The following is a 25,711-nucleotide window of genomic DNA, read 5'->3' on the forward strand; positions in this document are numbered from 1 at the left end:
GGAGGCCAACCAAGGCATGAACAAATTTGTCAGATTAACAGCAGTCGCGGGTCTGTTGTGGGCGGGCGTCAGTTACGGAGCGGACACAGCCAACATCCGCATCGATCAACTGCCCCAGCTTAAGCAGGAACCGCAACATGCAACGGTGAGTGAGCGCGTAACCTCGCGCTTCACTCGCTCTCATTACCGCCAGTTTGCCCTCGATGCGGACTTTTCAGGCAAGATCTTCGATCGTTACCTGAATATGCTGGACTACAACCATAACGTGTTGCTGGCCTCCGACGTGGCGCAATTCGCCGACAAGCGCAACCAGCTTGGCGAAGAGCTGAAAAGCGGTAAGCTGGATACGCCATACGCGCTGTACAATCTGGCCCAAAAACGCCGTTTTGAGCGTTACACCTATGCCTTGTCGCTGCTGGAAAAGCCAATGAGCTTCACCGGCAACGACACTATCGATCTCGACCGCAGCAAAGCGCCGTGGCCGAAAGACAAGGCCGAACTGGACAGCCTGTGGGATGCCAAAGTCAAATATGACGAGCTGAACCTCAAACTGACCGGCAAGACCGACAAGGAAATTCGCGAAACGCTGACCAAACGCTATCAGTTCGCTATTAAGCGCCTGACGCAAAGCAACAGCGAAGACGTATTCCAACTGGCGATGAATGCCTTCGCGCATGAAATCGACCCGCATACCAATTATCTGTCCCCGCGCAATACCGAACAGTTCAACACCGAAATGAGCCTGTCATTGGAAGGCATCGGTGCAGTGCTGCAGATGGATGACGACTACACCCTGATCAATTCCATGGTACCGGGTGGCCCAGCGGCGAAGAGCAAGGCGATCACCGTGGGTGACCGTATTGTCGGCGTTGGCCAGGCGGGTAAACCTATGGTTGATGTTATCGGCTGGCGTCTGGACGATGTGGTTTCGCTGATCAAAGGGCCAAAGGGCAGCAAAGTGCGCCTGGATATTCTGCCTGCGGGCAAAGGCACCAAAACCCGTGTGGTCACACTGACCCGCGAGCGTATTCGTCTGGAAGATCGCGCGGTGAAGATGACCATCAAGACCGTCGGCAAAGAGAAAGTCGCGGTGATGGACATCCCAGGCTTCTACGTTGGCCTGACCGATGATGTGAAAGTTCAGTTGCAGAAGATGGCCAAGCAGAACGTCAAGAGCCTGATCATCGATCTGCGCACCAACGGCGGCGGCGCGCTGACCGAAGCGGTATCACTGTCCGGTCTGTTCATTCCGAGCGGACCGGTGGTGCAGGTACGTGACAACAACGGCAAGGTGCGTGAAGACGCGGACACCGACGGCGTGACCTACTACAAAGGGCCGCTGGTGGTGCTGGTTGACCGCTTCAGCGCCTCGGCTTCCGAGATCTTTGCTGCGGCGATGCAGGACTACGGCCGCGCGCTGATCGTCGGTGAACCGACCTTCGGTAAAGGCACCGTCCAGCAGTACCGTTCGCTGAACCGCATTTACGACCAGATGCTGCGTCCGGAATGGCCGGCGTTGGGCTCGGTGCAATACACCATTCAGAAGTTCTACCGCGTGAATGGCGGCAGTACCCAGCGTAAAGGCGTAACCCCGGATATCCTGATGCCGAGCGGCATTGATCCGGCGGAAACCGGTGAAGCCTTTGAAGACAATGCGATGCCGTGGGACAGTATTAATGCGGCGACCTACACCAAAACTGGCGATCTGAAGCCTTTCGATCCTGAATTGCTGAAAGATCACGAGCAGCGTATCGCCAAGGATCCTGAGTTCCAGTACATCGCGCAGGATATCGCGCATTACAAGGCGCTGAAGGACAAGCGCAACATCGTTTCACTCAATCTTGCCCAGCGTGAGAAAGAGAACCACGATGATGACGCTACCCGTCTGCAGCGCATTAATGACCGCCTGCAGCGCGCCGGTAAAAAGCCGTTGAAGAAGCTGGAGGATCTGCCGAAGGATTACCAGGAGCCCGACCCATACCTGGATGAAACCGTGCATATCGCTCTGGATCTGGCGCACCTTGAACAGGCGCAGCCAGCGGCGACGAAGTAACGCAGCCAAGCACCAAAAAGAAAAACGCACCTTCGGGTGCGTTTTTTAATGGGCGCGGTCAGGGCCCCGAGTCGAAATTAAACGTTTTGTGAGGTCACGATGAGCGACTTAAGCCCGTCAATGCGCGCTGTACTCCGTTTTGAAGCCGTGCTGGTGTTGATACTGTCCGTGGTGATATACCACGGACAACACTACCGTTGGGGATTGTTTGCCGCCTGTTTCCTGATCCCCGACATCTCTTTTCTGGCCTATGTATTGGGTAAAAAAGCGGGGGGCCATCGGCTATAACCTTGCCCACTCTTATATTGGACCGGCGTTGTGCGGCCTGGTATTTGCGGGAACCCAACAGCCACACTGGTTGATGGCGGCGTTGATTTGGGGCGCGCATATCGGTTTTGATCGAGCCTTGGGTTATGGGCTGAAATACGCTAGCGGCTTTGCAGATACCCATCTGGGCGGGCTGGGACGTAAACCACAGCGTTAAAATACCGCCCCCTCGAAGTGCGAGGCCGGTGTGCAGCCCGTTTTCTTGCGGTTGCGTAAGCCCAGTTGCCGCCGGCGAGGAAATAGATCAGGGAGCGACGGTAAGGGTAGCGCTTTGTGACGTAAATCTTACCGGCTGGGGCTGGCGGACACTTTGCTTCCTGTGCAGGGGACGGAATTTTGTTCGGTTGATCGGATTGGGTCGCAGATAAAATTCCCATAAAAACTCGCCGCTTTACGCAACAATCGTTTACAATTTGGGGAGTATTGCTGAAGCGCCGTTTTTGTAAAGTTTCGTATTTTTAGTAGGTTAATGGCGTACAACTCTTGAAACTGTGATGAATGCCCATACGATCTAGGGTATCCAAGGCAGCGTTTTGTTAACATTTATGAGGAAGTAAACATTTTATGATGCGTATAGCTCTGTTCCTGCTCACCAACCTGGCGGTGATGTTGGTTTTCGGGCTGGTGCTCAGCCTGACAGGAATCCAATCCAGTAGCGTTCAGGGCCTGATGATCATGGCCGGTCTGTTCGGCTTCGGCGGTTCTTTTGTCTCACTGCTGATGTCCAAATGGATGGCGCTGCGCTCCGTTGGCGGGGAAGTGATTGAACAGCCGCGTAACGAAACCGAAAACTGGCTGCTGGAAACGGTACGTCGTCAGTCGCAGCAGGCGGGCATTGCCATGCCGCAGGTCGCTATTTATCACGCACCGGACATTAACGCCTTCGCCACCGGCGCGCGTCGCAACGCTTCGTTGGTCGCCGTCAGTACCGGTCTGCTGCAGAGCATGAGCCGTGACGAAGCGGAGGCGGTTATCGCCCATGAAATCAGTCACGTCGCTAACGGTGACATGGTGACCATGACGCTGATTCAGGGTATCGTGAACACCTTCGTGATCTTTATCTCGCGCCTGATTGCGCAGGTGGCCGCCGGCTTCCTGGGTAACCGTGACGGTGAAGGGGAAGGTAACGGCAACCCGATGATCTATTTTGCCGTGTCGATGGTGTTGGAACTGGTGTTCGGTATCCTGGCCAGCATCATCACCATGTGGTTCTCGCGTCACCGTGAGTTCTACGCCGACGCAGGCTCCGCCAAACTGGTGGGCCGCGAGAAGATGATCGCGGCGCTGCAACGGCTGAAAACCAGCTATGAACCGCAGGAAGCAGGCAGCATGATGGCGTTTTGTATTAACGGCAAATCCAAGTCGTTCAGCGAACTCTTCATGTCTCACCCGCCGCTCGATAAGCGTATCGAAGCGCTGCGTTCAGGCCAGTACCTGAAGTAACCCAAAGAACGTAAAAAACCCCGGCTTGCCGGGGTTTTTTATTTCAGGCGTCGCCGGGCTGATGGAGAAGCTTTCATACAAGCAGACAGAGGCGAACGCCTGCGCAGGCCACGCTGTTCATTGGGTAAGATTGATTCGATCTCCCTCGAGCCGCTCGTGAACCATCAGGACTTAAAAAGCTCCGCGCTCATGAAGTCGATGAACGCGCGCAGCTTCGGCGCCAGGTGCTTGCTCGACGGCCAGAGCATGCGGAAGGTGCCCTGGTGCTGGTTGAAGTCGTCCAACACCGTCACCAGCTCGCCCGCCATGATCGCGTCGCACACCATGAAGTCCGGCAGGCAGGCGATCCCGAGGCCATCGCGGGCGACGTGAACCAGGGCCTCGGTGGTATTGCACACCATCGAGGCCGGGAGGACAGGTTCCGCTTCGCCCTCCCGCATGCGCAAGGGCCACGGCTCGAACTTTCCGGTGCTCGGGAACTTGTGTTGCAGGCAGGAATGGCCCGTGAGGTCGGACGGCACACTTGGCGTGCCGCGTGCGGCGAAGTACCGGGGCGCACCGATCAGCAGCAGCTTAAAGGTGCCCAGTGGACGCGACATCAGCCGGGAGTCCGCTGGCTCCCCGGTGCGAATGACGGCATCGAATCCATCCTCGATCACATCGACCATCCGATCCGAGAAATCCACATCCAGCTCGATGGCCGGGTAGCGGTGCATGAAGGCCGTCAGCGCCGGCATGACCAGGCCGCTGACCAACGGCAGGCTCACGCGCAGCTTGCCTCGGGGCGCCTGCCGGGTTTCCGACAGTTCCAGCTCCGCGGCTTCGACTTCGGAGAGGATACGCCGGCAACGCTCAAGGAACAAAGCGCCTTCGGCCGTTAGTGTGATGCTGCGCGTGCTGCGATGGAACAGGCGCACACCTAGCCGTTCTTCAAGCCGCGCTACGCTCTTGCCTACGGCGGAAGACGAGATGCCGAGCACTCGCCCAGCCTCAGAAAAGCTGCGGGCTTCGGCCGCCTGCACGAAGAACTCGATGCCGTTGAGGAAATCCATTGCGTCGCCCATCTAAGAATATTTGTCCGATATGTTCGGAACCTTAGCCTATTTTTCTTAACCGTGCGAACGCATACGCTGACGGCTGCACAGGTTGGATGCGGCTGTCTTGTCTTTCGAGCTATGGCTTTGGTGTCTGCCTGTCCCTTCACGGATTCTTTAGCGGAGTTTTTCCATGACACACGCCTCGGCCGCCATTGGCGGTACTAACGGCCGCGACTGGCTGCAACTGCTGGCCGCTTGCCTCACCGGCATCCTGATCCCGTTGTGCTTCACCGGGCCAGCTGTCGTGCTGCCGTCCATCAGCCAGGAGTTGGGCGGGACGGCAGTGCAATTGAACTGGGTGGTTAATGGCTACATCCTGACCTACGGCAGCGCCATGATGGCGGCCGGAAGTCTGACCGATACCTATGGCCGCAAGCGCGTGTGGTTGGTTGGGCTGGCGCTGTTCGTGCTGGTGACGTTCGCCATTCCGCTGGCACCCTCGGTCGGCTGGATCGACGGCCTGCGCCTGGCTCAAGGCCTGGGTGGCGCAGCCGCCTTCGCCGGCGCCATGTCTTCGCTGGCGCAGACCTTCCATGGCTCGATCCGCACACGGGTATTCAGCCTGCTTGGCACCACGTTCGGCATCGGCTTGGCCTTCGGGCCACTGGCGGCGGGTGGGTTGGTGGAAATCGCCGGCTGGCGCTGGGTGTTCCTGGCGACGGCACTGATCGGTGTGGCCGGCTTCGGGCTGGTTTGGGCCAGCGCCACGGAGTCCCGCGACCCGCAGGCCAAGGGCCTGGACTGGCCGGGCGCTATCAGCTTCACCGCCGCACTAACTTTGTTCACCTACGGCATCCTGCTGGCGCCGGAGGACGGCTGGCGCAGCGCCGCGGTCATCGGCTCGCTGCTGGCGGCGGTCGTGCTGTTCGTGGCCTTCGTGCGGATCGAACGGCGTGTCGCCCGCCCTATGCTCGACCTATCGTTGTTCAGCCGTGCGCGTTTCGTCGGCGTGCAGGTGCTGGGCGCGTCGCCGGCCTTCTTTTTCGTCACGCTGATCGTGATGCTGCCAGGCCGTTTCATCGGTATCGACGGGCTGGGCGCGCTCGAAGCGGGGCAAATGATGATTGCCCTGGCTGCGCCGCTGCTGGTGGTGCCGTTCCTTGCCGCGCTACTGTCGCGCTGGTTTACCTCCGGCATATTGTCCGGCGTCGGGCTGCTGCTGGTGGCGGTCGGGCTGATCTGGCTGGGCCAGGTGCTGGCGGGAGGGGCTGGTGCCGCGTTGGTGGTGCCGCTGGCGCTTATCGGTATCGGTATTGGCCTGCCGTGGGGGTTGATGGATGGCATGGCCGTGAGCGTAGTGGAGAAAGAACGCGCGGGCATGGCGACAGGGATCTTCAACTGCGTGCGCGTCTCGGCTGACGGTATTGCCATTGCAGTGGCGGGTGCGCTGTTGTCGTTCCTGCTCCAGGCTGGATTGCTCGGCGCCTTGGACGCGGCTGCTCCAGCCGTTGTGATCGAGGCCGCCAACCGTGCCGCGCTGGGCGATCTGGCGCAGGCGTCCGCGCTGGTGCCCGGTGAACGCGCCTTGCTGTTGGCAACCTACGACCACGCATTCCGCTGGGTCTTGTACGTCCTGGCCGCATCGTCGGCACTGACGGCATTGCTGGTGTTTGCCTTGCTCGGCCGTTCGCGTGCCCATGAAGATGCGGGAGCGGCGGTATGAGCCAGGCCGGGACAGGTTCCTTACCGATCGACCTTGCCCAGCATTGGGCCTATGCGCGGGTCTCCCTTTGGATGCGGCAACAGGCGCAAGGGGTGGCCCTCGTCGCGTTGAATCTGAAACCGTTGCGGCGTACCACCGCCGAAGTTTTGGCGGAATACGCGCTGTCGGAGTTTCCCGTCAGGGGGGGCGATGCAACGATGCAGGACGTCGGAGAGGCTCAGCCATGACCGGCCGCCCATCGACGGTGCCCATGTGGGGGGCGGCGTGGCTGGTGACGGCCGTGTTCATGCTGTCCAACTCGCCGACGCCGCTGTACGTCTACTGGCAGCAGGAAATCGGATTCTCCACCGGCATGCTGACGGTTATCTTCGCCCTCTACATCGCCGGGTTGCTGGGCACCTTGCTGGTCGCCGGGCAGTTGTCCGACCGCTATGGCCGCAGGCCGATCCTGCTGCCGGGCCTGCTGGCCGCGCTGACGGCCTGCCTGCTGTTCGCCGGTGCACAGTCAGTGCTGGCTTTGGGCATTGCCCGGCTGCTGACGGGCATCGCCGTGGGCGTCATGGTATCGGCTGGTATGGCGGCCGTCGGCGACCTGGGCGGCAGCGATCGCAGGCGCCAGGCGGCGTTGCTGGCTTCGGTGTCGATGGTGTTCGGAGCCGGACTGGGCCCGCTGCTCGCGGGGGGCTTGGCGCAAACGCGGGCGCATCCGATCCTGTCGGTGTTCGCCACCGAACTGGCCGTCCTCGGCAGTGCGCTGGCCGTTGCCTGCTTACTGCCTTTGTGCCGTCCGGCTCGATCCGGCGGCGAACCATTGCGCCTTCGGCTACCCACGGTGCCCGTCGCCAATCGGCGGCATTTGGCCTGCGGCATCGCCACTTTCGGGCCAGGTATCACTGCAACCTCGTTCGTGTTGGCGCTGGGGCCATCGCTGCTGTCCCGGCTGCTCGACGTGCGCAGCCCCATTATCGCCGGCGGCATGGCCTGCGCCATGTTCCTGACCGCCACAGGCGTGCAGTTCGCGGTGCGCCACTGGCCGATACGCTCGATCTTCCTGGCCAGCACCACGGCCACGGTATTGGCGATGGCGAGTCTGGGCATCGCCGTGCATGCCTCGCTCGCACCGATGCTGGTGGTGGCGGCGCTGCTGGCGGGGGCCGGACAGGGCCTGGGTCAGTTGGGTGGCCTGACCCTGATTGGTCTGCATGTGCCCGACGGACGACGCGCCGAGGCGAATGCAGTGTTCAACATCGGCGGCTATATCCCGGCGGGGCTGCTGCCGGTTGCGGCCGGCTATCTGATCGACAGGCTTGGGCTGGCGGGCGGCGCCACGCTGTTCGCCATCGCGCTGGCCCTGGTCGCAGGCGTGGGCGGGTTGTTCGTGTTCAAGGCGTTGGCGGTTCTTGGCGAACCTCGCACAATGCAACCTTCCAAGAGGGAATGACGATGGCGCTGCGGCATTTCCGTTGCTTGCCGTAGTCTAAGAACTGGGCATGGTGCGTTCGCACGAACCACGCCCGGCATACGCCTGAACCGCGCGGGCAAGTTGTTCTTCGAGCATGAACCGTGCGTCTGTTTCGACAGCGTGCCCGCGTTGCTGATTCTCAATGAAGCGTGGCTATTCCTTGATGAGCCGTCTTTCACGGTCCGCATCCGGCAATGGCTCAAGACCTCAGGAAAAAACGTCAACGTCATCTTCGCTACGCAATTACTGGCCGATAACATTTTTATGCCTGCTATTTGGCTTGCTCACGGCTTTCTACCGCTTGCGCACGCGGTTGGGTAATGCGCAGGCTGCTGACTGCCGCCGCCAGCGTGGCAAAGGTACCGGCCAGAATCAACGAAGCGTGGGTACCGGAAGTGGGGAACAGATTGAACATCAGTGCCACCAGTGCGGCACCGGAAGTCTGCCCCAATAGTCGGGCGGTACCCAACATGCCGCTGGCACCGCCGCTGCGGTTGCGCGGGGCGGCGGAAATAATGGTGTGGTTATTGGGCGATTGAAACAGCCCGAAGCCGGCGCCGCACAGCACCATGCGCCAAATGATATCCAGATCGGAAGGGTTATGCGGCAGCAATGCCAGCAAGAATAACCCCAATGCAAACACCGCCAGGCCGATACAACCCAATAATCCGGCGTGGATCCGTTCCACCAGCCGCCCGGCCAATGGTGCCATGACGATAATCGCCAGCGGCCAGGGGGTCAGCAACAGCCCGGTGGCGACCTCATCGCGGCCCAGCGTCCCTTGCAGAAAGAAAGGTAACGAAACCATCGCCAGCATTTGTGCGGTAAAGGAACAGATTGAGGTGCCCATCGACAGGGCGAAAATCGGGATACGCAGCAGGTCTACCGGCAGCAGCGGAAATTCCTGGCGCAGCTGGCGGCGGACAAAGAAGAAGCCAATGACCAGCAGCGCGGCGATTTCACTGAAAATCAACGTCAGGCTCTGGCCCTGGGCAAAACCGCTGATGGCGGTGATCAGCAGCCCGAAAGTCAGGGCGTTCATCACCGCACTGGTTGGGTCGAAACGCTGATTGCTGCTCTTCTGACTATTGGCGGGAAGATATTTCATCCCCAGCAGCAACGCCACAATGCCGATCGGCAAGTTGATGGCAAACAGCCATTGCCACGAGGCAACCGAGAGGATTGCCGCCGCCACCGTGGGCCCGGCAGCCGAAGAAAAGGCGACAATCAGCGAGTTGATGCCCATGCCGCGTCCGAGAAAACGTTGCGGATAGATAATGCGGATCAGTGCGGTGTTGACGCTCATGATGGCGGCGGCGCCAAACCCCTGAAGCACGCGAGCAATAGTCAGCGTCGTCAGCGAGTCTGACAGTGCGCAAAACAGTGAAGTCACGCTGAAGACCAGCAAACCGGCCTGATAGATGCGGCGATAGCCAATCAGATCGCCGAGCGAGGCCAGCGACAACAGGGAAATGGTGATGGCTAACTGATAGGCGTTCACCACCCAGATGGAGCTGGCTGGGCTGGCGTTCAGATCGCGAGCGATAGTCGGCAGCGCCACGTTGGCGATTGCGCCGTCGAGCACGGAAACGGTAATGCCGAGGGCAATGGCGAGGATTGCCCCATAGCGCTGCGGGACGGGGAGGCCGTCGGTACAAGAACGCATGTTGATCTCGAAGGTATTAATCCGGGGGAGTATTACCATGCTAATCATGTTCGTCTGCGATTGCATCCACACTTTTCCGTTCAATTGTAATAACCGATGAGATCCCTGCTTGCATTCAGCCCAGCCGATTGCGTGGCTTCTGCGGTACCGCGTATACTGAAACCCTTGTTCAAATTTCTTAAAACACAAAAGCTGGGTAGGATTTTGACTATGGTGAACGCAGATCCAGACAAACAACCGGATGCGGTTTCCTCCGTGCTGAAGGTATTCGGTATCTTGCAGGCGCTGGGCGAGGAGCGTGAGATTGGCATTACTGAGCTTTCCCAGCGGGTGATGATGTCCAAAAGTACCGTATACCGTTTTCTTCAGACCATGAAGTCGTTGGGCTATGTGTCGCAGGAAGGGGAAACGGAAAAATATGCCCTGACGCTCAAGCTGTTTGAACTGGGTGCCAAGTCGTTGCAGAACGTCGATCTGATTCGTATTGCAGATGTTCAAATGCGTGAACTGTCGAATCACACCCGGGAAGCCATTCACCTTGGGGCGCTGGACGAAGACAGCATTGTCTATATCCATAAAATCGACGCGCAATATAACCTGCGCATGTATTCGCGCATCGGTCGGCGTAACCCGTTGCACAGTACCGCGATCGGCAAAGTGTTGTTGGCGTGGCGCGATAGGGCGGAAGTGGCGCAAATTCTGTCGCAGATTGAATTTACCCGCAGCACGCCGAATACCCTGACCGATGCCGGGGCGCTGCTGTCGCTGTTGGATCAAGTGCGTGAGCAAGGTGTGGGTGAGGACATCGAAGAGCAAGAAGCAGGGCTGCGCTGTATTGCGGTGCCGGTATTTGACCGCTTTGGCGTAGTGACCGCCGGCCTGAGCATTTCGTTCCCGTCGATTCGTTACTCTGAAGATGCCAGGGCAGATTACGTCAAACGTCTGCACACCGCCGCGCGCAACATTTCCGAGCAAATGGGCTATCACGACTACCCGTACTGATCCCGTCAGTTGACCAAATCAAGGGCGCAGCCATTCACCGGCGGCGCCCTTTTTTGTTTGGCACAGGGCAGAGATCACAGCGTATCGACCTCAATGCGCAGGCTGTCATGCCGCCAGTATTCGATATCAAAATCGAGAATTCGCCCGTGCTGGTCGTAGTTTAACCGGCGCAGCAGCAGTGCGGGCAGGCCAACCATCGCGCCCAACGCAGTAGCGGCGGCGTATGGCAGGGCGGTAGGGTAAAACGACAGGTGCATCCGGTGGTAAATCAAATTGTACCGTTGCTGATAAATCTCGGTCAGGCTGCCGTTAAGATCCTGGTTGAGCAATTCAGGCACCCGCTGCGGCAGGCAGTGGTTCTCGCAATAGCAAATAGCCCGGCCGTCGGCATAGCGTACGCGGCGCAGCAGATAAATTGGGTCATTCGGCTCCAGCGCTAATGGTCGCATTACGTCGAGTGGCACCGCGGTTTTTTCGGCGGACAACAGTTCAGTGCGCGGCGTGCGCCCCTGCTCCTGGCACAACCGGTGGAAGTTGGTGTTCTGCGTCGGATCCAACCACAACCTTTCCGGCGTAACAAACCAACCCCTGCGGTCGGCGCGGTAGATGGCACCGGTGGCTTCCAACTGCGCCAGGCTTTCCCGTACGGTGACACGAGTAGTAGAGAAAATGGCGCACAGCTCGCGTTCGGAAGGCAGCTTATCGCCCGCCTGCAGCGCGCCGCGAGTGATACGCGCCTGTAGCTGTTCCTTGATTTGCAGGTAGTGGGGCAACTCACCCAGATGTTCTTTCATTTCATCTCGCTATGGCATTACGGCACGCGCTCATTATATACCCGTCATACTTCAAGTGGCTTGGGTGTTAGCTGCCTTCACTCACCCCAGTCACTTACTTGAGTAAGCTCCTGGGGATTCACTCAGTTGCCGCCTACAAGCAACTCGAATTATTTGGGGTATACATGCCCAGATGAATTTTTTGTTTCACCTGCGGTTGGCGTTTGACCCGAAGGCCGGGTTGCGGTCAGTATAATACTCATCTGGTATAGACCAATTGGGTGAATGAAATGTCTGAGCACGATTATTTGCTGTTAACCCCTGGCCCGTTGACCACCTCAAAAACGGTGAAGGAAGCGATGCTGTTCGATAGCTGTACCTGGGATGAAGATTACAACCTGGGCGTGGTGCAGAACATTCGTCAGAAGCTCGAGGCGCTGGCGACTCGGTCAACGGGCTACACCTCAGTGTTGTTGCAAGGCAGCGGCAGTTTTGCGGTTGAAGCGGTATTGGGCACGGTAATGGGGCCGCAGGACAAATTGCTGATCGTCAATAACGGCGCTTATGGTGCGCGGATGATCGAAATGGCCCGGTTGATGGACATCAATCACCATGCGTTCAACTGTGGTGAAGTGAATGAGCCGGATGTTGAGGCGATGGAGGCGGTATTGAAAGGCGATGCAGGCATCAGCCATATCGCCATGGTGCATTGTGAAACCACCACGGGAATGCTGAATCCGCTGGAGCGCGTCTCAGGCCTGGCGGCGCGAAATGGCAAAACCCTGATCGTGGATGCGATGAGCAGTTTCGGCGGTATTCCGCTGGATGTCGATGCGCTGGGCATTGATTATCTGATCAGCTCGGCAAATAAATGCATTCAGGGCGTGCCGGGTTTCGCCTTTGTGATTGCCCGCCGCAATGAACTGGATAAGTGCGCGGGGCGCTCGCGCTCGCTGTCGTTGGATCTGTATGCCCAGTGGCGCTGTATGGAAGATAACGCCGGCAAATGGCGCTTTACCTCGCCGACGCATACGGTGCTGGCTTTTGCTCAGGCGCTGCGCGAGCTGGAGCAAGAAGGGGGGATCGATGCCCGCCACGCTCGTTACCGGGCAAACCAGCAGCGGCTGGTGGCTGGGATGCGCGCGCTGGGGTTCGAAACCCTGTTGGAGGATGATTTGCACTCGCCGATCATCACCGCGTTCTATTCGCCGAAGGCCGACACTTACCGTTTTACCGAGTTCTATCAGCGCCTGAAACAGCAGGGCTTTGTCATCTATCCGGGCAAGGTATCGCAGAGCGACTGCTTCCGCATTGGCAATATCGGCGAAGTTTACCCGCAGGATATCGAACGTTTGCTGGCCGCGGTCGGGCAGGCAATGTACTGGGAGCAATGAGGATGAGCATGAGTCAGATTAACGCAGTAATACTCGACTGGGCCGGCACCACGGTAGATTTCGGCTCCTTTGCGCCAACGCAGATTTTTGTTGAAGCCTTTAAGCAGACCTTTGATATCGACATCAGCCTGGCGGAGGCGCGCATTCCGATGGGGTTGGGCAAATGGCAGCACATTGAGGCTTTGGGAAAATTGCCCGAGGTGGATGCGCGTTGGCGGCAGCAGTTGGGCCGCTCCATGAGCCATCAGGACATTGACGCGCTGTATCAGGCTTTTATGCCGTTGCAAATTGCCAAGGTGGTCGACTTTGCCGATCCGATTGAGGGTGTGCCACAGGTGATTGCTGCATTGCGTGAGCAGGGCATCAAGATAGGTTCCTGTTCGGGTTATCCGCGGGCGGTGATGGAGGTGCTGGCGCCGGCAGCGGCGCTGCGAGGTTACGCGCCGGATCACTGGGTTGCGACTGACGATTTGGCCGCTGGTGGGCGTCCAGGCCCGTGGATGGCGCTGCAAAACGTGATTACGCTGGGTATCGATTCGGTGGCGCACTGTGTGAAAGTGGATGATGCAGTGCCGGGTATCAGCGAAGGATTGAATGCAGGCATGTGGAGCATCGGGCTGGCGCTGTCGGGTAACGAGTTTGGGGCTACCTGGCAGGAATACCAACAAATGAGTGAGTCGGAAGTTAACAAGCGGCGCGCTTTGGCAACCGATAAACTGTATTCCGCCGGCGCGCACTACGTGATTGATACATTGGCACAACTGCCGGATGTGATTGCTGAAATCAATCAGCGACTGGCGGCGGGCGAACGGCCCTGAGTGGATTGCAGATATAAAAAACCGGGGCTGCGAACAAGCCCCGGTTTTTTATTGCCGACGAGATTTACTGGTGAGCCAGTTCCACTTCGTCTTCACTGTCCATAATGGACTTGTCTGTTTGCTTCATCAGTTGGCTGGTGATGGTACCCGCCGCCATAGAGCCGTTGACGTTCAGTGCGGTACGGCCCATGTCGATCAGCGGTTCAACGGAGATCAGCAGGGCAACCAGCGTCACTGGCAGACCCATTGCCGGCAGCACGATCAGCGCAGCGAAAGTCGCGCCGCCACCCACGCCGGCTACACCGGCGGAGCTGATGGTGACGATACCGACCAGGGTCGCGATCCACACCGGGTCCAGCGGGTTAATCCCGACGGTTGGGGCCACCATCACCGCCAGCATCGCTGGGTACAAGCCTGCACAGCCGTTCTGGCCAATGGTGGCGCCGAACGAGGCCGAGAAGCTGGCAATGGATTCCGGTACGCCCAGGCGACGGGTTTGCGCTTCCACGTTCAGCGGAATGCTGGCGGCGCTGGAGCGGCTGGTAAAGGCGAAAGTGATGACCGGCCATACCTTGCGGAAGAACTTCAGCGGATTAACGCCGGTGAAGGCCAGCAGGGCAGCGTGCACCGCAAACATGATCGCCAGACCCAGATAAGAGGCCACGACGAAGCTACCCAGTTTGATGATGTCGTGAACGTTAGAGCCGGCAACCACTTTGGTCATCAGCGCCAGAACACCATAGGGAGTCAGTTTCATCACCAGACGCACCAGTTTCATCACCCAGGCCTGCAGGGTGTCGATAGCGACCAGCACGCGCTCACCTTTTGGCTTGTCGTCTTTCAGCAGCTGCAGCGACGCCACACCCAGGAAGGTCGCGAAGATTACCACGCTGATGATTGAGGTAGGGCTGGCACCGGTCAGATCGGCGAACGGGTTTTTAGGAATGAAGGACAGCACCATCTGCGGTACGGTCAGGTCGGCCAGTTTGCCCACATAGTTGCTTTGGATTGCGGACAGACGCGCACTTTCCTGCGCCCCCTGCACCAAGCCTTCAGCGGTCAGACCGAACAGGTTAGTTACCAGCACGCCCACCAGCGCCGAAATCAGCGTGGTGAACAACAGGGTGCCGATAGTCAGGAAGCTGATTTTCCCCAGGGAAGAGGCGTTATGCAGCTTGGCGACCGCGCTCAGAATCGAGGCGAAGACCAGCGGCATGACAATCATTTGCAGCAGTTGCACATAGCCGTTACCGACGATGTTGAACCAGCTGATGGATTCTTTCAGTACCGGATTGTCCGAACCGTACACCAGCTGCAGTGCCAAACCGAACACCACACCCATGACCAGGCCGACCAGTACCTTTTTCGCCAGGCTCCATTGCTTATGGCGGCTTTGCGCCAACAGCAAAAGGAGGGCGACAAAAATCACCACGTTAATAACCAGCGGAAAATTCATCCCCAATGTCTCCAAAATTTTTTCTTATATGAAAATGGCTATGCACCATGGCGTAGCGATACTAAATATCGTAACAGTTTGCTTAACGGCTCACTTATATCCAAATGGAATTTGATATAACTCATTGCGCAAATTTGTTTAATTTATGCACTTGGTGGTTATTAAATGTCCGTTTTTATGTGATCACAGTCTGATATTTTTTATTTGCTCAAAATAAGACTGCACTGGGATGGTGCATCCGCCCTGCCAATAGATAGCGAAAGCCACCAGACACAGGCACAGGGCGCGCTCAAGCTGATTGCCTTTCTGAGAATTTAGCAGCGGCAGACGAAAGCGCCAGCGGCATGGCCAGAGTAAGGGGACGCCGGCGGGAGTGAGCATATCCGCCAGCAGATGGCTGAAGTAACCGATGATCATGGCATGCAGGACGTCGGCCGGAATCGGCCAACTGCGCGGCACGTCAAGCTGGAACAACGCCATGCCGCCGGCGATCGCCAGCAGGCTATGGGTAAAACCGCGGTGGCCGAAGGCGCGCGATATCGGAATAGCAATCCAGCGCAACCGTTGGCCCAGTACCGACTTGGGGTGATCGATATCGGGCAGCAGTGAGGTCAACAGCGCGGCAGGGATGATGTGCCACCAGTCGCCCGTTGCCAGCTCTGGGGTCACCTCGGCCTTCTTGGCGAAAATCGCGCAAGCGACAGAAAAAATAAGATGTCCTTCCGCGGTCATACTGCTGTTCCGGCTGATAAACTGTTAATTTATCCAGTATATGGGAAAATTCCCAGTAGTGGAAGCAGTTACCCTGTAACCAATTGTTTATTTTTCCCGGTTTTACAACGGCTTGTTACTTAAATGGCCAAGTGCTGTACGCTTTTGCTGCGGTAAGGGGATGGGCGTGGGAGAAAGCGCCGGACGACAGGGTAAGGCTGCGTGGCAGTGACAGCCTGTGCCTAACGTCCGGCGACTTTCTTGAACTGCAGCATAATGAGGCCGCAACAGTAACTCAATAAAAATGAAATAATGTTTTATTTATTTTATGACGTGTAGCCAGATTTTGAACTTAAGCAACGAAATGACGGGAGAAGTCAGGTTAGCGGCACCGGCAGTAAGCCGATGCCGTGAAAATCAGGCCAGATGATCGGAGGTGAGTTGCTCAAGGGAATCGAGCTTGTGGTCGGCCAGCGCCCAACGGCCATCATGACGATACTCGTGCGCAGGGATCACGATAGAACGCATCCTCGCGGCCTTGGTGGCAATCATGCCGTTGAACGAGTCTTCCAGCGTTATACAGCGCAGGGGATCGCTGCCCAGGCGCTCGGCGGCGATCAGGTACACTTCCGGGTGCGGCTTGCTGTAAGGCAAGTACTCGGCGGAGACAAGTTGATCAAAGTAGCCTTCGAGGTCAAACATCTGCAGCACCTGTTGTTGCATGTGCAGCGGTGAGGCGGAGGCCAGGCCAATATTCAGATCCAGGCTGCGGCACAGCTCCAGCGCCTGTTGTACGCCAGGCAGCAGGGGGCGTTTTTCACGCACCAGCTCGATGGCGCGCTCGATAATACGTGCAGAGACTTCTTCTTGCGACACCCCTTGCCACGGCATGGCCTGGTACCACATCTTCACCACCAGATCGATGCGCAGACCCAGGGTATCCGGCAGTTTGTGGCGGTCTGACAAATCCAGCCCCAGTGCGCCAAAGATATCCAGTTCTGCCTGTAGCCACAGCGGTTCTGAATCGATCAATAAACCGTCCATATCAAAAATAGCGGTTTCAATGCGTTGCGAATAGGCCATTATCGGTTAACTCCTGCCGGTGAATGTGCCCGACACTTTATCATCGCCGGCGTTGAGACTAAAATTTTTGCCTGCGTGGCTGAGCCTTGCCAAAACGCAGGATGCGCCACATCTCCTGCACTTTTAGCCACCAGCGCTGATGCTGGCGTTCGGTGACCTGTTGCAGCATGCGGGCATAATCAAGCACCAACCCCGGTGTCCAGGTCATGCTTTCGCCACGGCTACGCAGCACCGCCAACATCCACAGGTTGGGATCGAGTATCAGCAACAGGAAACGCCGCCACAGATGTTTATCGCCCAGTACACCTTCCAGCGCGCTATCGAGCGCCTGAATAACCGTGGTGGAGCAGTTGCGACGAGTCAGATTGTAAGTGGCATCCTGACGATAACGCTGCCAGAACGCGCGTAATGCCGTCGGGTTGTAACGGCGAAACTGTATTTTTTTGTCCGGCGGGCACCAGGCCGCCACTTCCTGTTGCAAATCGGGCAGAAAGCGTCCGTCGACGTTATTTTGTTCACCGGAGTGCAATAGCCGGCGGAAATCTTGTGCGGACTGGCTGATTTCGTTAAGCGGATAGTGGCTGATATACACGTCCGGTGCCAACGCCAGGGCGGCATGGCCAGTGGATATATTGCCGCTGCCGTCCACCGCCGCGATATAGCGATCGACGATGTAACGCCTGCGGGCATCTTTTGCCGATCCTGTCGGTGTCCAGACATACACCCTGAGCGGATTAGCGTCATTGGTTTGCGGCTGAGTGGCTAACTGCGGGTTCTGATTTAGCGAGAAGCTTTCCAACCTGCGGGCTATGCGTAACAGTACCCAGCCGGAAAGCAGGATCATCACGCCGATACAAAAAGGAACCGTCATCCGATGCGGCACCGGCCAGCCAATAAAAATCATCAGCGAAAGCAAGATTTCGCCGCTGCCCGCCAGCGCGACCGGTTTCCAGCGGCTGTGCTGGATCACCGTAGAAGAAGCAATGCGAACCGCACCGTCAAGCAGTAGCGCACTGCCAAACACCAGCGTGGCGACGATGTTGTCGTCGGCGGGCACGTCCCAAACTAAAAAGGCCAGAAACAAAAAGCCCAATCCCTTCAGTAACACCGGGCGACTGGCGGATGAGCCGATCACCAATGCGGCGGAAATCGCCACTAATCCCTCCAGCGCCAGCAGTACTGCCAGCGCATCCAAAGCCAGCACCGAACGCCCGTCCTGAAGTACATCGAACAGCATCAGCGCGCCTACGGCGATCCACGCCCAACCGAACAGCATTAGCAGGCGGCGTTGCCCCCGCAGCGCTTGCGCACCCAGCAATAAGATAATCAGCCGAATCATGGCGGCCCCTGTTTAAACGGTTTGATTTAACTATATAACTATTTACCGGCAACGCGCGCTCGCCGTTAAGCTGTTGATTTCGGATAATCCCGGCTACGCTTGTAGCACAGCAGTGCTGAAGAAAACGGTGGGCGAGTTTCAACAACTACAGGTAGACTTAGCCCATTACGGTTACGTCGCTTACAAGGGGAACACATGACGTATCAACAGGCTGGGCGCATTGCCATTTTAAAACGTATTCTTGGCTGGGTGGTTTTCATCCCTGCGTTACTGTCAACGCTGATCTCGCTGCTGATGTTTGTGTATCAACACAGCGAAAAGACCAAAGGCATCAACGCAGTAATGCTGGATTTCGTTCACGTAATGGTAGATATGGTGCGCTTTAACACCCCGTTCCTGAATATCTTCTGGTATAACTCGCCGGTACCGGACGTAGAAAAAAGCCTGTTCAGCGGCGCGAACCTGATGTTTATCATCATTTATATTCTGATTTTTGTCGGGCTGGCGCTGCAGGCCTCTGGCGCACGTATGTCACGTCAGGTGAAGTTTATCCGCGAAGGCCTGGAAGATCAGATGATCCTCGAACAGGCTAAAGGCAGTGAAGGGCATACGCGTGCGCAGTTGGAAGAGCGCATTACGCTGCCGCACCACACCATCTTGCTGCAATACTTCCCGCTGTACATTTTGCCGGTGGTGATTGCGGTGATTGGCTGGTTTGTGATCAAGCTGCTCGGCCAACTGGCCGGGGCTGCCTGATAACGGCTGCTCATTAAAAAGGCGCTGATTTCAGCGCCTTTATTTTATCGGGACTCGGGATGCAGCAACGCTTCCACCGCGCGTTGGGCCCGAACCAGATGCTGCCCGCCGAACAGGTTACTGCGGTTGAGCAGGTAATACAGTTGATAAAGCGGCTGACGTTCGATAAAGCCGCTCTCTAACGGCCAGACGCTCTGGTAGCCGTCGTAAATCTGCGGCGGCAGTTCCGGATACAGCGGCAGCATGGCCAAATCACACTCTCTGTCGCCCCAATAGCAGGCCGGATCGAACAGCAGTGGGCCGTCGGCGGTCATTGCGCAGTTGGCCGGCCACAAATCCCCGTGCAGAAGAGAAGGTTGCGGCTGATGATGCTGCAAACGCAGATACACGATGTCGACAATCTCATCGATATCCCCAAAGGTCATGCCTTTCTCTGCCGCCATCTGCAGTTGCCAGCCAATGCGCTGTTCGGCAAAAAACTCTGACCAGCGGCGCTGCCAGGCGTTGGGCTGCGGGGTGGTGGACAGGTCGTTGTCGAAGTCGAGGCCAAACTGCGGCTGTTCGCTCCACTTGTGTAAATGGGCCAGCTGTTGTCCGAGACAGTGAGCGCCATGGGCGTCTAAAGGTTTCAGGGTTTGGTATTCCAGCAGCAAGAAGCTGTAATCGCGATCGCTGCCTACGCCGTACACCTGCGGAACCCGCACGGTTTTACTGCGCGCCAGCAAGGCCAGCTGGTCGGCTTCGGCGGTGAAGATGGGCAACAGTTCGCGAGCGTCGCATTTGACAAACACCTGATTGTCACCGTAACTCACGCGCCACGCCGGATGGATTTCTCCCCCGGGCAGTTCGGTCCTTTCGCGGATTTCTGCGCTGCCAAGATGTTCACTTAACAGACGGCTAACGGCTTGCCACATGGTACACCCCCTCTGTGTTGCCTGCGAATTCATTAGGTTAGCGTCTTTAGCCCTGTGAAAACACGACCTGGCGCACAGCTGGCACCAACAACCGGCGATTTTATCGCCATCGCATTTGCTCAAAGTATATACGCTATTGATTAATTTAAGTACGACGTCTGTTGCAACTTGGCGGCGTGAGAGCGATGTTTATAAGGTCGTCAGCTATTACGGCAAGGGCAGGATTCAGATAACTATCATTATCAATGAGATGAACAACAATGGAGCAAAACCGGCAGTGGCAGCGAGGGGAATACCGGATCAACTGCGATACAAGTGAACTGAACCTCTCCTTTACTCACGCATTTTTGACCACTTCAAGCTGGGCGAGCGGCATTTCGTTGCCGACGGTGCAGTTGTCTATCGACAATAGCCTGTGCTTTGGCCTGTACCATCAACACCAGCAGATTGGTTTTGCGCGTCTGGTGACGGATTACGCCACTTTTGGCTATCTGTGCGATGTGTTTGTCTCCCCGGACTACCAGGGACAAGGGTTAGCGCGTTGGTTGATGGATTGCACGCTGGAACACCCGGTGTTGCAGCGGCTGCGGCGGATTATGCTGGTGACCGGTACTGCGCCGTGGTTGTATCAAAAGGTGGGTTATGAAGCGATAAACCGCGAGGATTTTGTCTGGCATATTGTCCGACCGGATATCTATCAGCAGCCGTAATGAGCAGCGGCGGGGCCATTAGGCACAGCCGCCTGTTTCAAGGTTTTGCGTCGAGCATTCCATTTTCGTGACGTTGTAACGGTTTAAATTTACTGTAGAGCAGGGCGAACACGAACAGAATGGCCTGGACTATCACAATGCAGGGGCCGGTGGCACCGTCAATGTGGAAGCTGATCAAGGTGCCGAGCACGCAGGAGAACACAGACACCACCGTGGCGACTATCAGCATGCGGTCGAAGCTGCGGCACAGCATGAAGGCAATAATGCCTGGAGCAATCAACATCGCAATCACCAGAATGACCCCGACGGCCTGCAATGAGGCGACAATTGTCAGCGCCAGCAGGCACAGCAGCCCGTAGTGCAACAGTTTCACCGGCAGGCCAATCACCCTGGCATGGTTGGGATCAAAACAGTAGAGCATCAAATCTTTGCGTTTCAGCAACACCACCAGCAGCGTAATGCCAGCCATCAGCAACGTCTGCTTCAGCTCTGCATCGGTAATGCCCAGCATATTGCCGAACAGAATGTGGCTGAGGTGCTGATCGGTATCGATACGGGAAAACAGCACCAGGCCAAAGGCAAACATGCCGGAGAAAACGATCCCCATCACCGTGTCCTCTTTCACCCGGCTGTTTTCTTTCAGGTAACCGGTGGCTACCGCACAGAAAATACCGGAGAAAAAGGCGCCTATCACCACCGGGATGCCGAGTACGAACGCCACCACGATACCGGGCAGCACCGCATGCGAGATGGCGTCACCCATCAGCGACCAGCCTTTGAGCACCAGATAGCAAGAGAGCACCGCACACACCACGCCGGTCACGATGGCGGCCAGGATTGCCCGCTGCATAAAGGGATAGGCGAAGGGCTCGCTGAGCAGTTGATACAGGGTTTCCATCAGTGGCCTCCGGTCTGTTCACGTGCCACGCGGCGTTTGGACGCCAGTAGCCCATGTTTGGGGGCGAAGAAAAAGGCTGCCAGGAATACCAGCGTTTGCAGAGTCACGATCACCCCGCCGGTAGCCCCGTCGAGGAAGAAGCTGAGGTAAGCGCCAAGGCCGCTGGTCAGTGCGCCAATCACGATGGCGATAATCACCAACCGGCTGAAGCGGTCTGTCAGCAGGTAGGCGGTAGCCCCAGGCGTTATCACCATGGCGATCACCAAAATGGCGCCAACGGTTTGCAATGCCGCTACGGTGCAGGCGCTGAGCAAGGTGAAGAACAGGATCTTTAACCGCAGCGGCGACAGGCCGATAGACACGGCGTGGTTTTCGTCAAAAAACACTGCCAGTAAGTCTTTCCACACCAGACACAAGATCAGTAGCGAAACGCCGATGATAATCTCGACCTGCAAAACGTCTTCATCGGCGATACCGAGGATATTGCCGAAGATAATCGACTGGACGTTAACCGAGGTCGGGTTTAGCGACACAATCAACAGGCCTACGGCGAAGAAGGTGGAAAAGATAAAGCCGATAATGGCGTCTTCGCGCAGGCGAGTCACGTGGCGCACCAGCGTCATTGCCAGCGCGGCCAGCATGCCGGTGAAGAAGGCTCCGGCGGCGTAGGGCAGGCCTAGCGCATAGGCCCCGGCAACGCCGGGTACCACCGAGTGCGACAGTGCGTCCCCCATCAGCGACCAGCCCTTTAGCATCAGGTAGGCCGAAAGGAACGCGCAGGCGGCGCCGACGATGGCGCTGACCCAAATGGCTTTGACCATGTAGTTGTAACTGAAGGGTTGCAGCAGAAGTTCCAGCATCAGGGTTGTTTCTCCTTCGGCTGGCTTTGCGCCGGCGGATCGCTCTTGGTATGGCCGTAGAACACCGCTGGCCGCTCGTCATCGGTCAATACCGTGACCGTGCGCGGATCGTTGTCGTCGTGCAGATCCGGGCCTGACAGATTGATATGGCGCAGTACGCCGCCAAACGCCTGTTCCAGGTTGCTTTGGGTAAAGGTGGTTTCTGTTGGGCCGGCAGCCAGCACCGTGCGGTTAATCAGGATAACCCGATCGCAAAATTCCGGTACGCTCCCCAGGTTATGGGTTGAAACCAGGATCAGGTGGCCTTCATCACGCAGTGCGCGCAGCAGATCGATAATGGCGTTCTCGGTTTTGACGTCGACCCCGGTGAAAGGCTCGTCCAGCAGCAGAACGCTGCCTTGTTGCGCCAGCGCCCGCGCCAGAAAGACGCGTTTTTTCTGCCCGCCGGAAAGCTCGCCGATCTGGCGGGTGCGTAACTCACTCAGCCCAACGCGCTCCAGCGCCTTGTCCACCCGCAGCCGGTCTTCCTTTGAAGGAATACGCAGGAAGTTCATCTTGCCGTAACGGCCCATCATGACGACATCTTCCACCAGCACCGGGAAATTCCAGTCAACGTCCTCGGTTTGCGGCACGTAAGCAATAACGTTTTTCTTTAATGCCTGCGCGACCGGCTGCTCGTTGAGCTGTACGCGGCCCGTGGTGGGCCGCACCAGACCCATAATGCTTTTGAACAAGGTCGATTTACCGCTGCCGTTGACGCCAACCAGCGCGCAGATGGCACCGCCGCTCAGGGTAAAGCTGGCGTTGTGGATCGCGGTATGGCCGTTGTTGTAGGTCACGGTAACGTCGTCCACGCTCAACTCAGGACGGACAAAAACCTCACTTGTCATTGATCAAATCCTTTGGCAATGGTTTGTACGGTGACGTTGAGCAGGTCGATATAGGTCGGTACCGGGCCATCCTGGGTGGACAGGGAGTCGACATAGAGCACGCCGCCGTATTTTGCGCCGGTTTCTTTCGCGACCTGCTTGGCCGGTTTGTCTGAAATAGTGCTTTCGCTGAACACCACCGGGATGTGGTTGGCACGCACGGCGTCAATCACCCGGCGAACCTGCTGCGGTGAACCTTGTTCATCGGCGTTGATCGGCCACAGATAGACTTCTTTCAACTGATAGTCTTTGGCCAGATAGCTGAAGGCGCCCTCGCTGGTCACCAGCCAACGCTGGGCTTCCGGAATGCGAGACAGGCGTTCGCGCAGCGGGGAATCCAGCGCGGCAATTTTGGCGGCGTAGGCTTTAGCATTGCGATTGTAGGTTTCTGCATTGGCCGGGTCGTACTGCACCAGCGCTTTGCGGATATTTTCGATGTACACCTGCGCATTGCTGGCAGACATCCAGGCATGTGGATTCGGGTTGCCGTTATAAGGCCCTTCGCGGATCGGCAGCGGGGTGATGCCTTCGGTGACCACGGCCGCAGGCACCTGTTTAATGTTCTCGAAGAAGCGTTGGAACCAGCGTTCCAGATTCATACCGTTCCACAGGATCAGGTCGGCGTGCTGCGCTTTGACGATGTCGCGTGGTGTAGGCTGGTAATCATGGATCTCTGCACCCGGTTTGGTGATCGACTCCACTACGGCGGCGTCACCGGCTACGTTCTGGGCAATGTCCTGAATAATGGTGAAAGTGGTCACCACGCGCAGCTTCTTTTCCGCCAACGCGGCATGGCTGGCAAGGCTGGCGGTCAACAACAGACACAGCAGGGTGAAAGGGCGGAAGTAGGCCCTGTTCTTAACGAGGGATAGGCGGGGAAAAGCGCGTTGTTTCAAAAACATGGTGACATCTCCTGGCTCAAATGAAAATGATTATCAATATCAATTAGAGCAAAGTCAAGCGTCACCTGCAGGCAAACTGCCGGTTATTTCCACAGCGAAGCGAAATAATACCCAGCAGTGAGTTATAGCATTTTATGTATCAGTATGTAACCGCTTTACGTAGTCCTCATAGGTGACGATGTCGACCTCCGGCGCCTTGCCCAAGGCCACCTGACCAAGCTTCTGGGCCAATTGCCGTACATCCTCTTGATCCAGTGGGGTTATTAACGCAAAACTGTTGCTGCCCAGCTCGTGCGGAACGCCATTTTCGTCGGCCACCGACGTGACAAATCCCTGCAGGGTTAATTGTCCTGTCAGCTTGGCTAAATCAGCTAATCCTTCTTCCTGATAGCGAAAAGTCACCACAAAACACGTCGTTGCAGATTGACTCATAAATCACCTCTTGGTATACGAGTAGCTTGAGAATAGACCAAAAAAACCGTACAGGCGTCCTTACAAGTTGTATATGCTACGCAACTCATTGAAAGGAGTGAGGGATTCTGTGAAAACAAAAATAGGTTGCCTGACGGCAATTTTGCTTTTGTCGGGGTGCGCCAAAGACCCGCAAACAGCAACTAATAATTCAGGCAGTGGCACATCGCGTGGTGGTTGGCTAAAAACCCCCCCGCAGGCACCGGTTAACCGCACGGGGACACCGATAGCCTATAACGATTACATTCGTCAGGCAGCCAGCAGCTATGGCGTTGACGAAACGCTGATTAAAGCGATTATTCAGGTGGAGTCCGGGTTTAACCCGAATGCAGTCAGCACCTCGAACGCAGTGGGATTAATGCAGCTGAAGCCTTCAACCGCCGGGCGTGATGCCTATCGTTTAAAAGGAAGAAGCGGGCAGCCAAGCTCGCGTGAGTTGAAGGATCCGGCGGTCAATATTGATCTGGGAACGGCCTATATCAATATTCTTCAAAGCCAGCAGCTAGCCGGGATCAACAATCCACAGACGTTGCGTTACGCCACCATCGTTTCCTACGTGAATGGGGCGGGCGCTATGCTTCGCACTTTCTCATCGGACAAGCGTGTGGCGGTGAACCGCATCAACCAAATGAGCCCGGATGAGTTTTATCAACACATCCAGAAAAAGCATCCTGCCCCGCAGGCGCCACGCTATCTCTGGAAAGTGACCACCGCCTACCAGGCGATGTCACCCTAGCCAAGATTTTTTCGTAAAACCGGCCGCGTGAGCAGCCGGTTTTTTATTGGCTTACGCTAAATTCGCGACACATCTCTCATTTTTCGTTATTTCCCATCCTGTTACCTAAAAAACCGCACGAATCGTTAACTTTACATTACCCATCAAATCTTTACGTTTATTCAATAAGTTACCGGTAACATTTTGGCTTTTGTTCACATTTTGGTCTTCAATAAATATACAAATAAGTAACAATTTGTGTTTAAAAC

At 56.9% G+C, this 25,711-nt stretch carries 26 protein-coding genes; 13 read left to right on the forward strand and 13 right to left on the reverse strand.

The genetic code is table 11. The features are described from left to right. Positions 1-16: 16 nt before the first annotated feature. The 4 genes from prc to htpX all read left to right on the forward strand — a co-directional run bounded on the left by prc (position 17) and on the right by htpX (position 3,823). Positions 17-2,053, forward strand: a complete 2,037-nt coding sequence (gene prc / locus M2407_RS05885) for a carboxy terminal-processing peptidase (RefSeq protein WP_128864327.1) — start codon at positions 17-19, stop codon at positions 2,051-2,053. A 99-nt stretch (positions 2,054-2,152) separates the two neighbouring features. After that, positions 2,153-2,341 (forward strand): DUF4260 family protein, encoded by a 189-nt coding sequence (locus M2407_RS05890; protein ID WP_259217081.1) that lies wholly within the window; start codon positions 2,153-2,155, stop codon positions 2,339-2,341. A gap of 28 nt (positions 2,342-2,369) precedes the next feature. Then, positions 2,370-2,537: a DUF4260 domain-containing protein gene (locus tag M2407_RS05895; RefSeq protein ID WP_259217082.1), complete on the forward strand. Its 168-nt coding sequence runs from the start codon at positions 2,370-2,372 to the stop codon at positions 2,535-2,537. A 407-nt stretch (positions 2,538-2,944) separates the two neighbouring features. Beyond that, positions 2,945-3,823: a protease HtpX gene (gene htpX / locus M2407_RS05900; protein ID WP_020826553.1), complete on the forward strand. Its 879-nt coding sequence runs from the start codon at positions 2,945-2,947 to the stop codon at positions 3,821-3,823. A gap of 164 nt (positions 3,824-3,987) precedes the next feature. Here the strand turns inward: htpX and M2407_RS05905 are convergent, their stop codons facing one another. Further along, complete coding sequence (locus tag M2407_RS05905; RefSeq protein ID WP_046373767.1) at positions 3,988-4,875, reverse strand: LysR family transcriptional regulator; 888 nt, start codon at positions 4,873-4,875, stop codon at positions 3,988-3,990. Between the two features lie 175 nt (positions 4,876-5,050). On the opposite strand from M2407_RS05905, the gene M2407_RS05910 reads away from it, so the two are divergent. Genes M2407_RS05910 through M2407_RS05920 form a run of 3 tightly spaced genes read left to right on the forward strand, consistent with a single transcriptional unit; the run spans position 5,051 to position 8,024 of the window. Then, a complete protein-coding gene (locus M2407_RS05910; protein ID WP_259217083.1) occupies positions 5,051-6,583 on the forward strand; it encodes an MFS transporter in 1,533 nt (510 codons plus the stop codon). Then, on the forward strand, positions 6,580-6,810 hold the full coding sequence (locus tag M2407_RS05915; RefSeq protein WP_082100023.1) for a hypothetical protein: 231 nt from the start codon (positions 6,580-6,582) through the stop codon (positions 6,808-6,810). Before M2407_RS05910 ends, M2407_RS05915 begins: the two co-directional genes overlap by 4 nt. Further along, complete coding sequence (locus M2407_RS05920; protein ID WP_259217089.1) at positions 6,807-8,024, forward strand: MFS transporter; 1,218 nt, start codon at positions 6,807-6,809, stop codon at positions 8,022-8,024. Before M2407_RS05915 ends, M2407_RS05920 begins: the two co-directional genes overlap by 4 nt. 292 nt (positions 8,025-8,316) lie before the next feature. Here the strand turns inward: M2407_RS05920 and M2407_RS05925 are convergent, their stop codons facing one another. Then, complete coding sequence (locus M2407_RS05925) at positions 8,317-9,711, reverse strand: MFS transporter (RefSeq protein ID WP_217331173.1); 1,395 nt, start codon at positions 9,709-9,711, stop codon at positions 8,317-8,319. Positions 9,712-9,921: 210 nt separating this feature from the next. Between M2407_RS05925 and kdgR the strand changes: the two genes are divergently transcribed. Continuing rightward, positions 9,922-10,713, forward strand: a complete 792-nt coding sequence (gene kdgR / locus M2407_RS05930) for a DNA-binding transcriptional regulator KdgR (protein WP_122079028.1) — start codon at positions 9,922-9,924, stop codon at positions 10,711-10,713. Between the two features lie 74 nt (positions 10,714-10,787). Here the strand turns inward: kdgR and phnR are convergent, their stop codons facing one another. Next, entirely contained in the window at positions 10,788-11,507 is a 720-nt protein-coding gene (gene phnR, locus M2407_RS05935) for a phosphonate utilization transcriptional regulator PhnR (RefSeq protein ID WP_122079031.1), read from the reverse strand. Positions 11,508-11,776: 269 nt separating this feature from the next. Between phnR and phnW the strand changes: the two genes are divergently transcribed. After that, positions 11,777-12,880, forward strand: coding sequence for a 2-aminoethylphosphonate--pyruvate transaminase (gene phnW, locus M2407_RS05940; protein WP_259217090.1), 1,104 nt, complete (start codon positions 11,777-11,779; stop codon positions 12,878-12,880). Positions 12,881-12,888: 8 nt separating this feature from the next. Beyond that, positions 12,889-13,698 carry a phosphonoacetaldehyde hydrolase gene (gene phnX / locus M2407_RS05945; protein ID WP_020826558.1) on the forward strand — a complete coding sequence of 270 codons (810 nt, stop codon included), beginning with the start codon at positions 12,889-12,891 and terminating at the stop codon, positions 13,696-13,698. A 64-nt stretch (positions 13,699-13,762) separates the two neighbouring features. Here phnX and M2407_RS05950 read toward each other — a convergent pair whose 3' ends face one another. The 4 genes from M2407_RS05950 to M2407_RS05965 form a co-directional block, all read right to left on the reverse strand. Next, positions 13,763-15,154 carry an L-cystine transporter gene (locus M2407_RS05950; RefSeq protein ID WP_020826559.1) on the reverse strand — a complete coding sequence of 464 codons (1,392 nt, stop codon included), beginning with the start codon at positions 15,152-15,154 and terminating at the stop codon, positions 13,763-13,765. 183 nt (positions 15,155-15,337) lie between these two features. Next, positions 15,338-15,886 carry a metal-dependent hydrolase gene (locus M2407_RS05955; protein ID WP_020826560.1) on the reverse strand — a complete coding sequence of 183 codons (549 nt, stop codon included), beginning with the start codon at positions 15,884-15,886 and terminating at the stop codon, positions 15,338-15,340. 396 nt (positions 15,887-16,282) lie between these two features. Beyond that, a complete protein-coding gene (gene hxpB, locus M2407_RS05960; RefSeq protein ID WP_020826561.1) occupies positions 16,283-16,948 on the reverse strand; it encodes a hexitol phosphatase HxpB in 666 nt (221 codons plus the stop codon). Between the two features lie 58 nt (positions 16,949-17,006). Next, positions 17,007-18,287, reverse strand: coding sequence for a protease (locus tag M2407_RS05965; protein ID WP_259217094.1), 1,281 nt, complete (start codon positions 18,285-18,287; stop codon positions 17,007-17,009). 195 nt (positions 18,288-18,482) lie between these two features. Here M2407_RS05965 and M2407_RS05970 point away from each other — a divergent pair, with 195 nt between their 5' ends. Further along, positions 18,483-19,043, forward strand: coding sequence for a YniB family protein (locus tag M2407_RS05970; RefSeq protein ID WP_020826563.1), 561 nt, complete (start codon positions 18,483-18,485; stop codon positions 19,041-19,043). Between the two features lie 44 nt (positions 19,044-19,087). On the opposite strand, the gene M2407_RS05975 is transcribed toward M2407_RS05970, so the two are convergent. After that, entirely contained in the window at positions 19,088-19,957 is an 870-nt protein-coding gene (locus M2407_RS05975) for a fructosamine kinase family protein (RefSeq protein ID WP_020826564.1), read from the reverse strand. 260 nt (positions 19,958-20,217) lie between these two features. Here M2407_RS05975 and M2407_RS05980 point away from each other — a divergent pair, with 260 nt between their 5' ends. Continuing rightward, a complete protein-coding gene (locus tag M2407_RS05980) occupies positions 20,218-20,667 on the forward strand; it encodes a GNAT family N-acetyltransferase (RefSeq protein WP_176983977.1) in 450 nt (149 codons plus the stop codon). Positions 20,668-20,704: 37 nt separating this feature from the next. Here M2407_RS05980 and M2407_RS05985 read toward each other — a convergent pair whose 3' ends face one another. The 5 genes from M2407_RS05985 to ghoS form a co-directional block, all read right to left on the reverse strand. Continuing rightward, complete coding sequence (locus M2407_RS05985; protein ID WP_020826566.1) at positions 20,705-21,565, reverse strand: metal ABC transporter permease; 861 nt, start codon at positions 21,563-21,565, stop codon at positions 20,705-20,707. Continuing rightward, a complete protein-coding gene (gene yfeC / locus M2407_RS05990; protein WP_046373759.1) occupies positions 21,565-22,425 on the reverse strand; it encodes an iron/manganese ABC transporter permease subunit YfeC in 861 nt (286 codons plus the stop codon). Before yfeC ends, M2407_RS05985 begins: the two co-directional genes overlap by 1 nt. After that, the gene (locus M2407_RS05995) at positions 22,425-23,315 is read right to left on the reverse strand and encodes a manganese/iron ABC transporter ATP-binding protein (RefSeq protein ID WP_020826568.1); all 891 of its coding nucleotides are present in this window, start codon (positions 23,313-23,315) and stop codon (positions 22,425-22,427) included. Before M2407_RS05995 ends, yfeC begins: the two co-directional genes overlap by 1 nt. Further along, the gene (locus M2407_RS06000) at positions 23,312-24,256 is read right to left on the reverse strand and encodes a metal ABC transporter substrate-binding protein (protein WP_259217097.1); all 945 of its coding nucleotides are present in this window, start codon (positions 24,254-24,256) and stop codon (positions 23,312-23,314) included. The genes M2407_RS05995 and M2407_RS06000 overlap by 4 nt, the downstream gene beginning before the upstream one ends. Before the next feature lie 132 nt (positions 24,257-24,388). Next, positions 24,389-24,688, reverse strand: a complete 300-nt coding sequence (gene ghoS, locus M2407_RS06005; RefSeq protein ID WP_020826570.1) for a type V toxin-antitoxin system endoribonuclease antitoxin GhoS — start codon at positions 24,686-24,688, stop codon at positions 24,389-24,391. 109 nt (positions 24,689-24,797) lie between these two features. Here ghoS and M2407_RS06010 point away from each other — a divergent pair, with 109 nt between their 5' ends. Continuing rightward, complete coding sequence (locus M2407_RS06010) at positions 24,798-25,463, forward strand: transglycosylase SLT domain-containing protein (protein ID WP_020826571.1); 666 nt, start codon at positions 24,798-24,800, stop codon at positions 25,461-25,463. The last annotated feature ends 248 nt before the right edge of the window (positions 25,464-25,711 follow it).

This window comes from Serratia sp. BIGb0234, assembly GCF_024809915.1.
GTDB classification, from domain to species: domain Bacteria; phylum Pseudomonadota; class Gammaproteobacteria; order Enterobacterales; family Enterobacteriaceae; genus Serratia; species Serratia liquefaciens.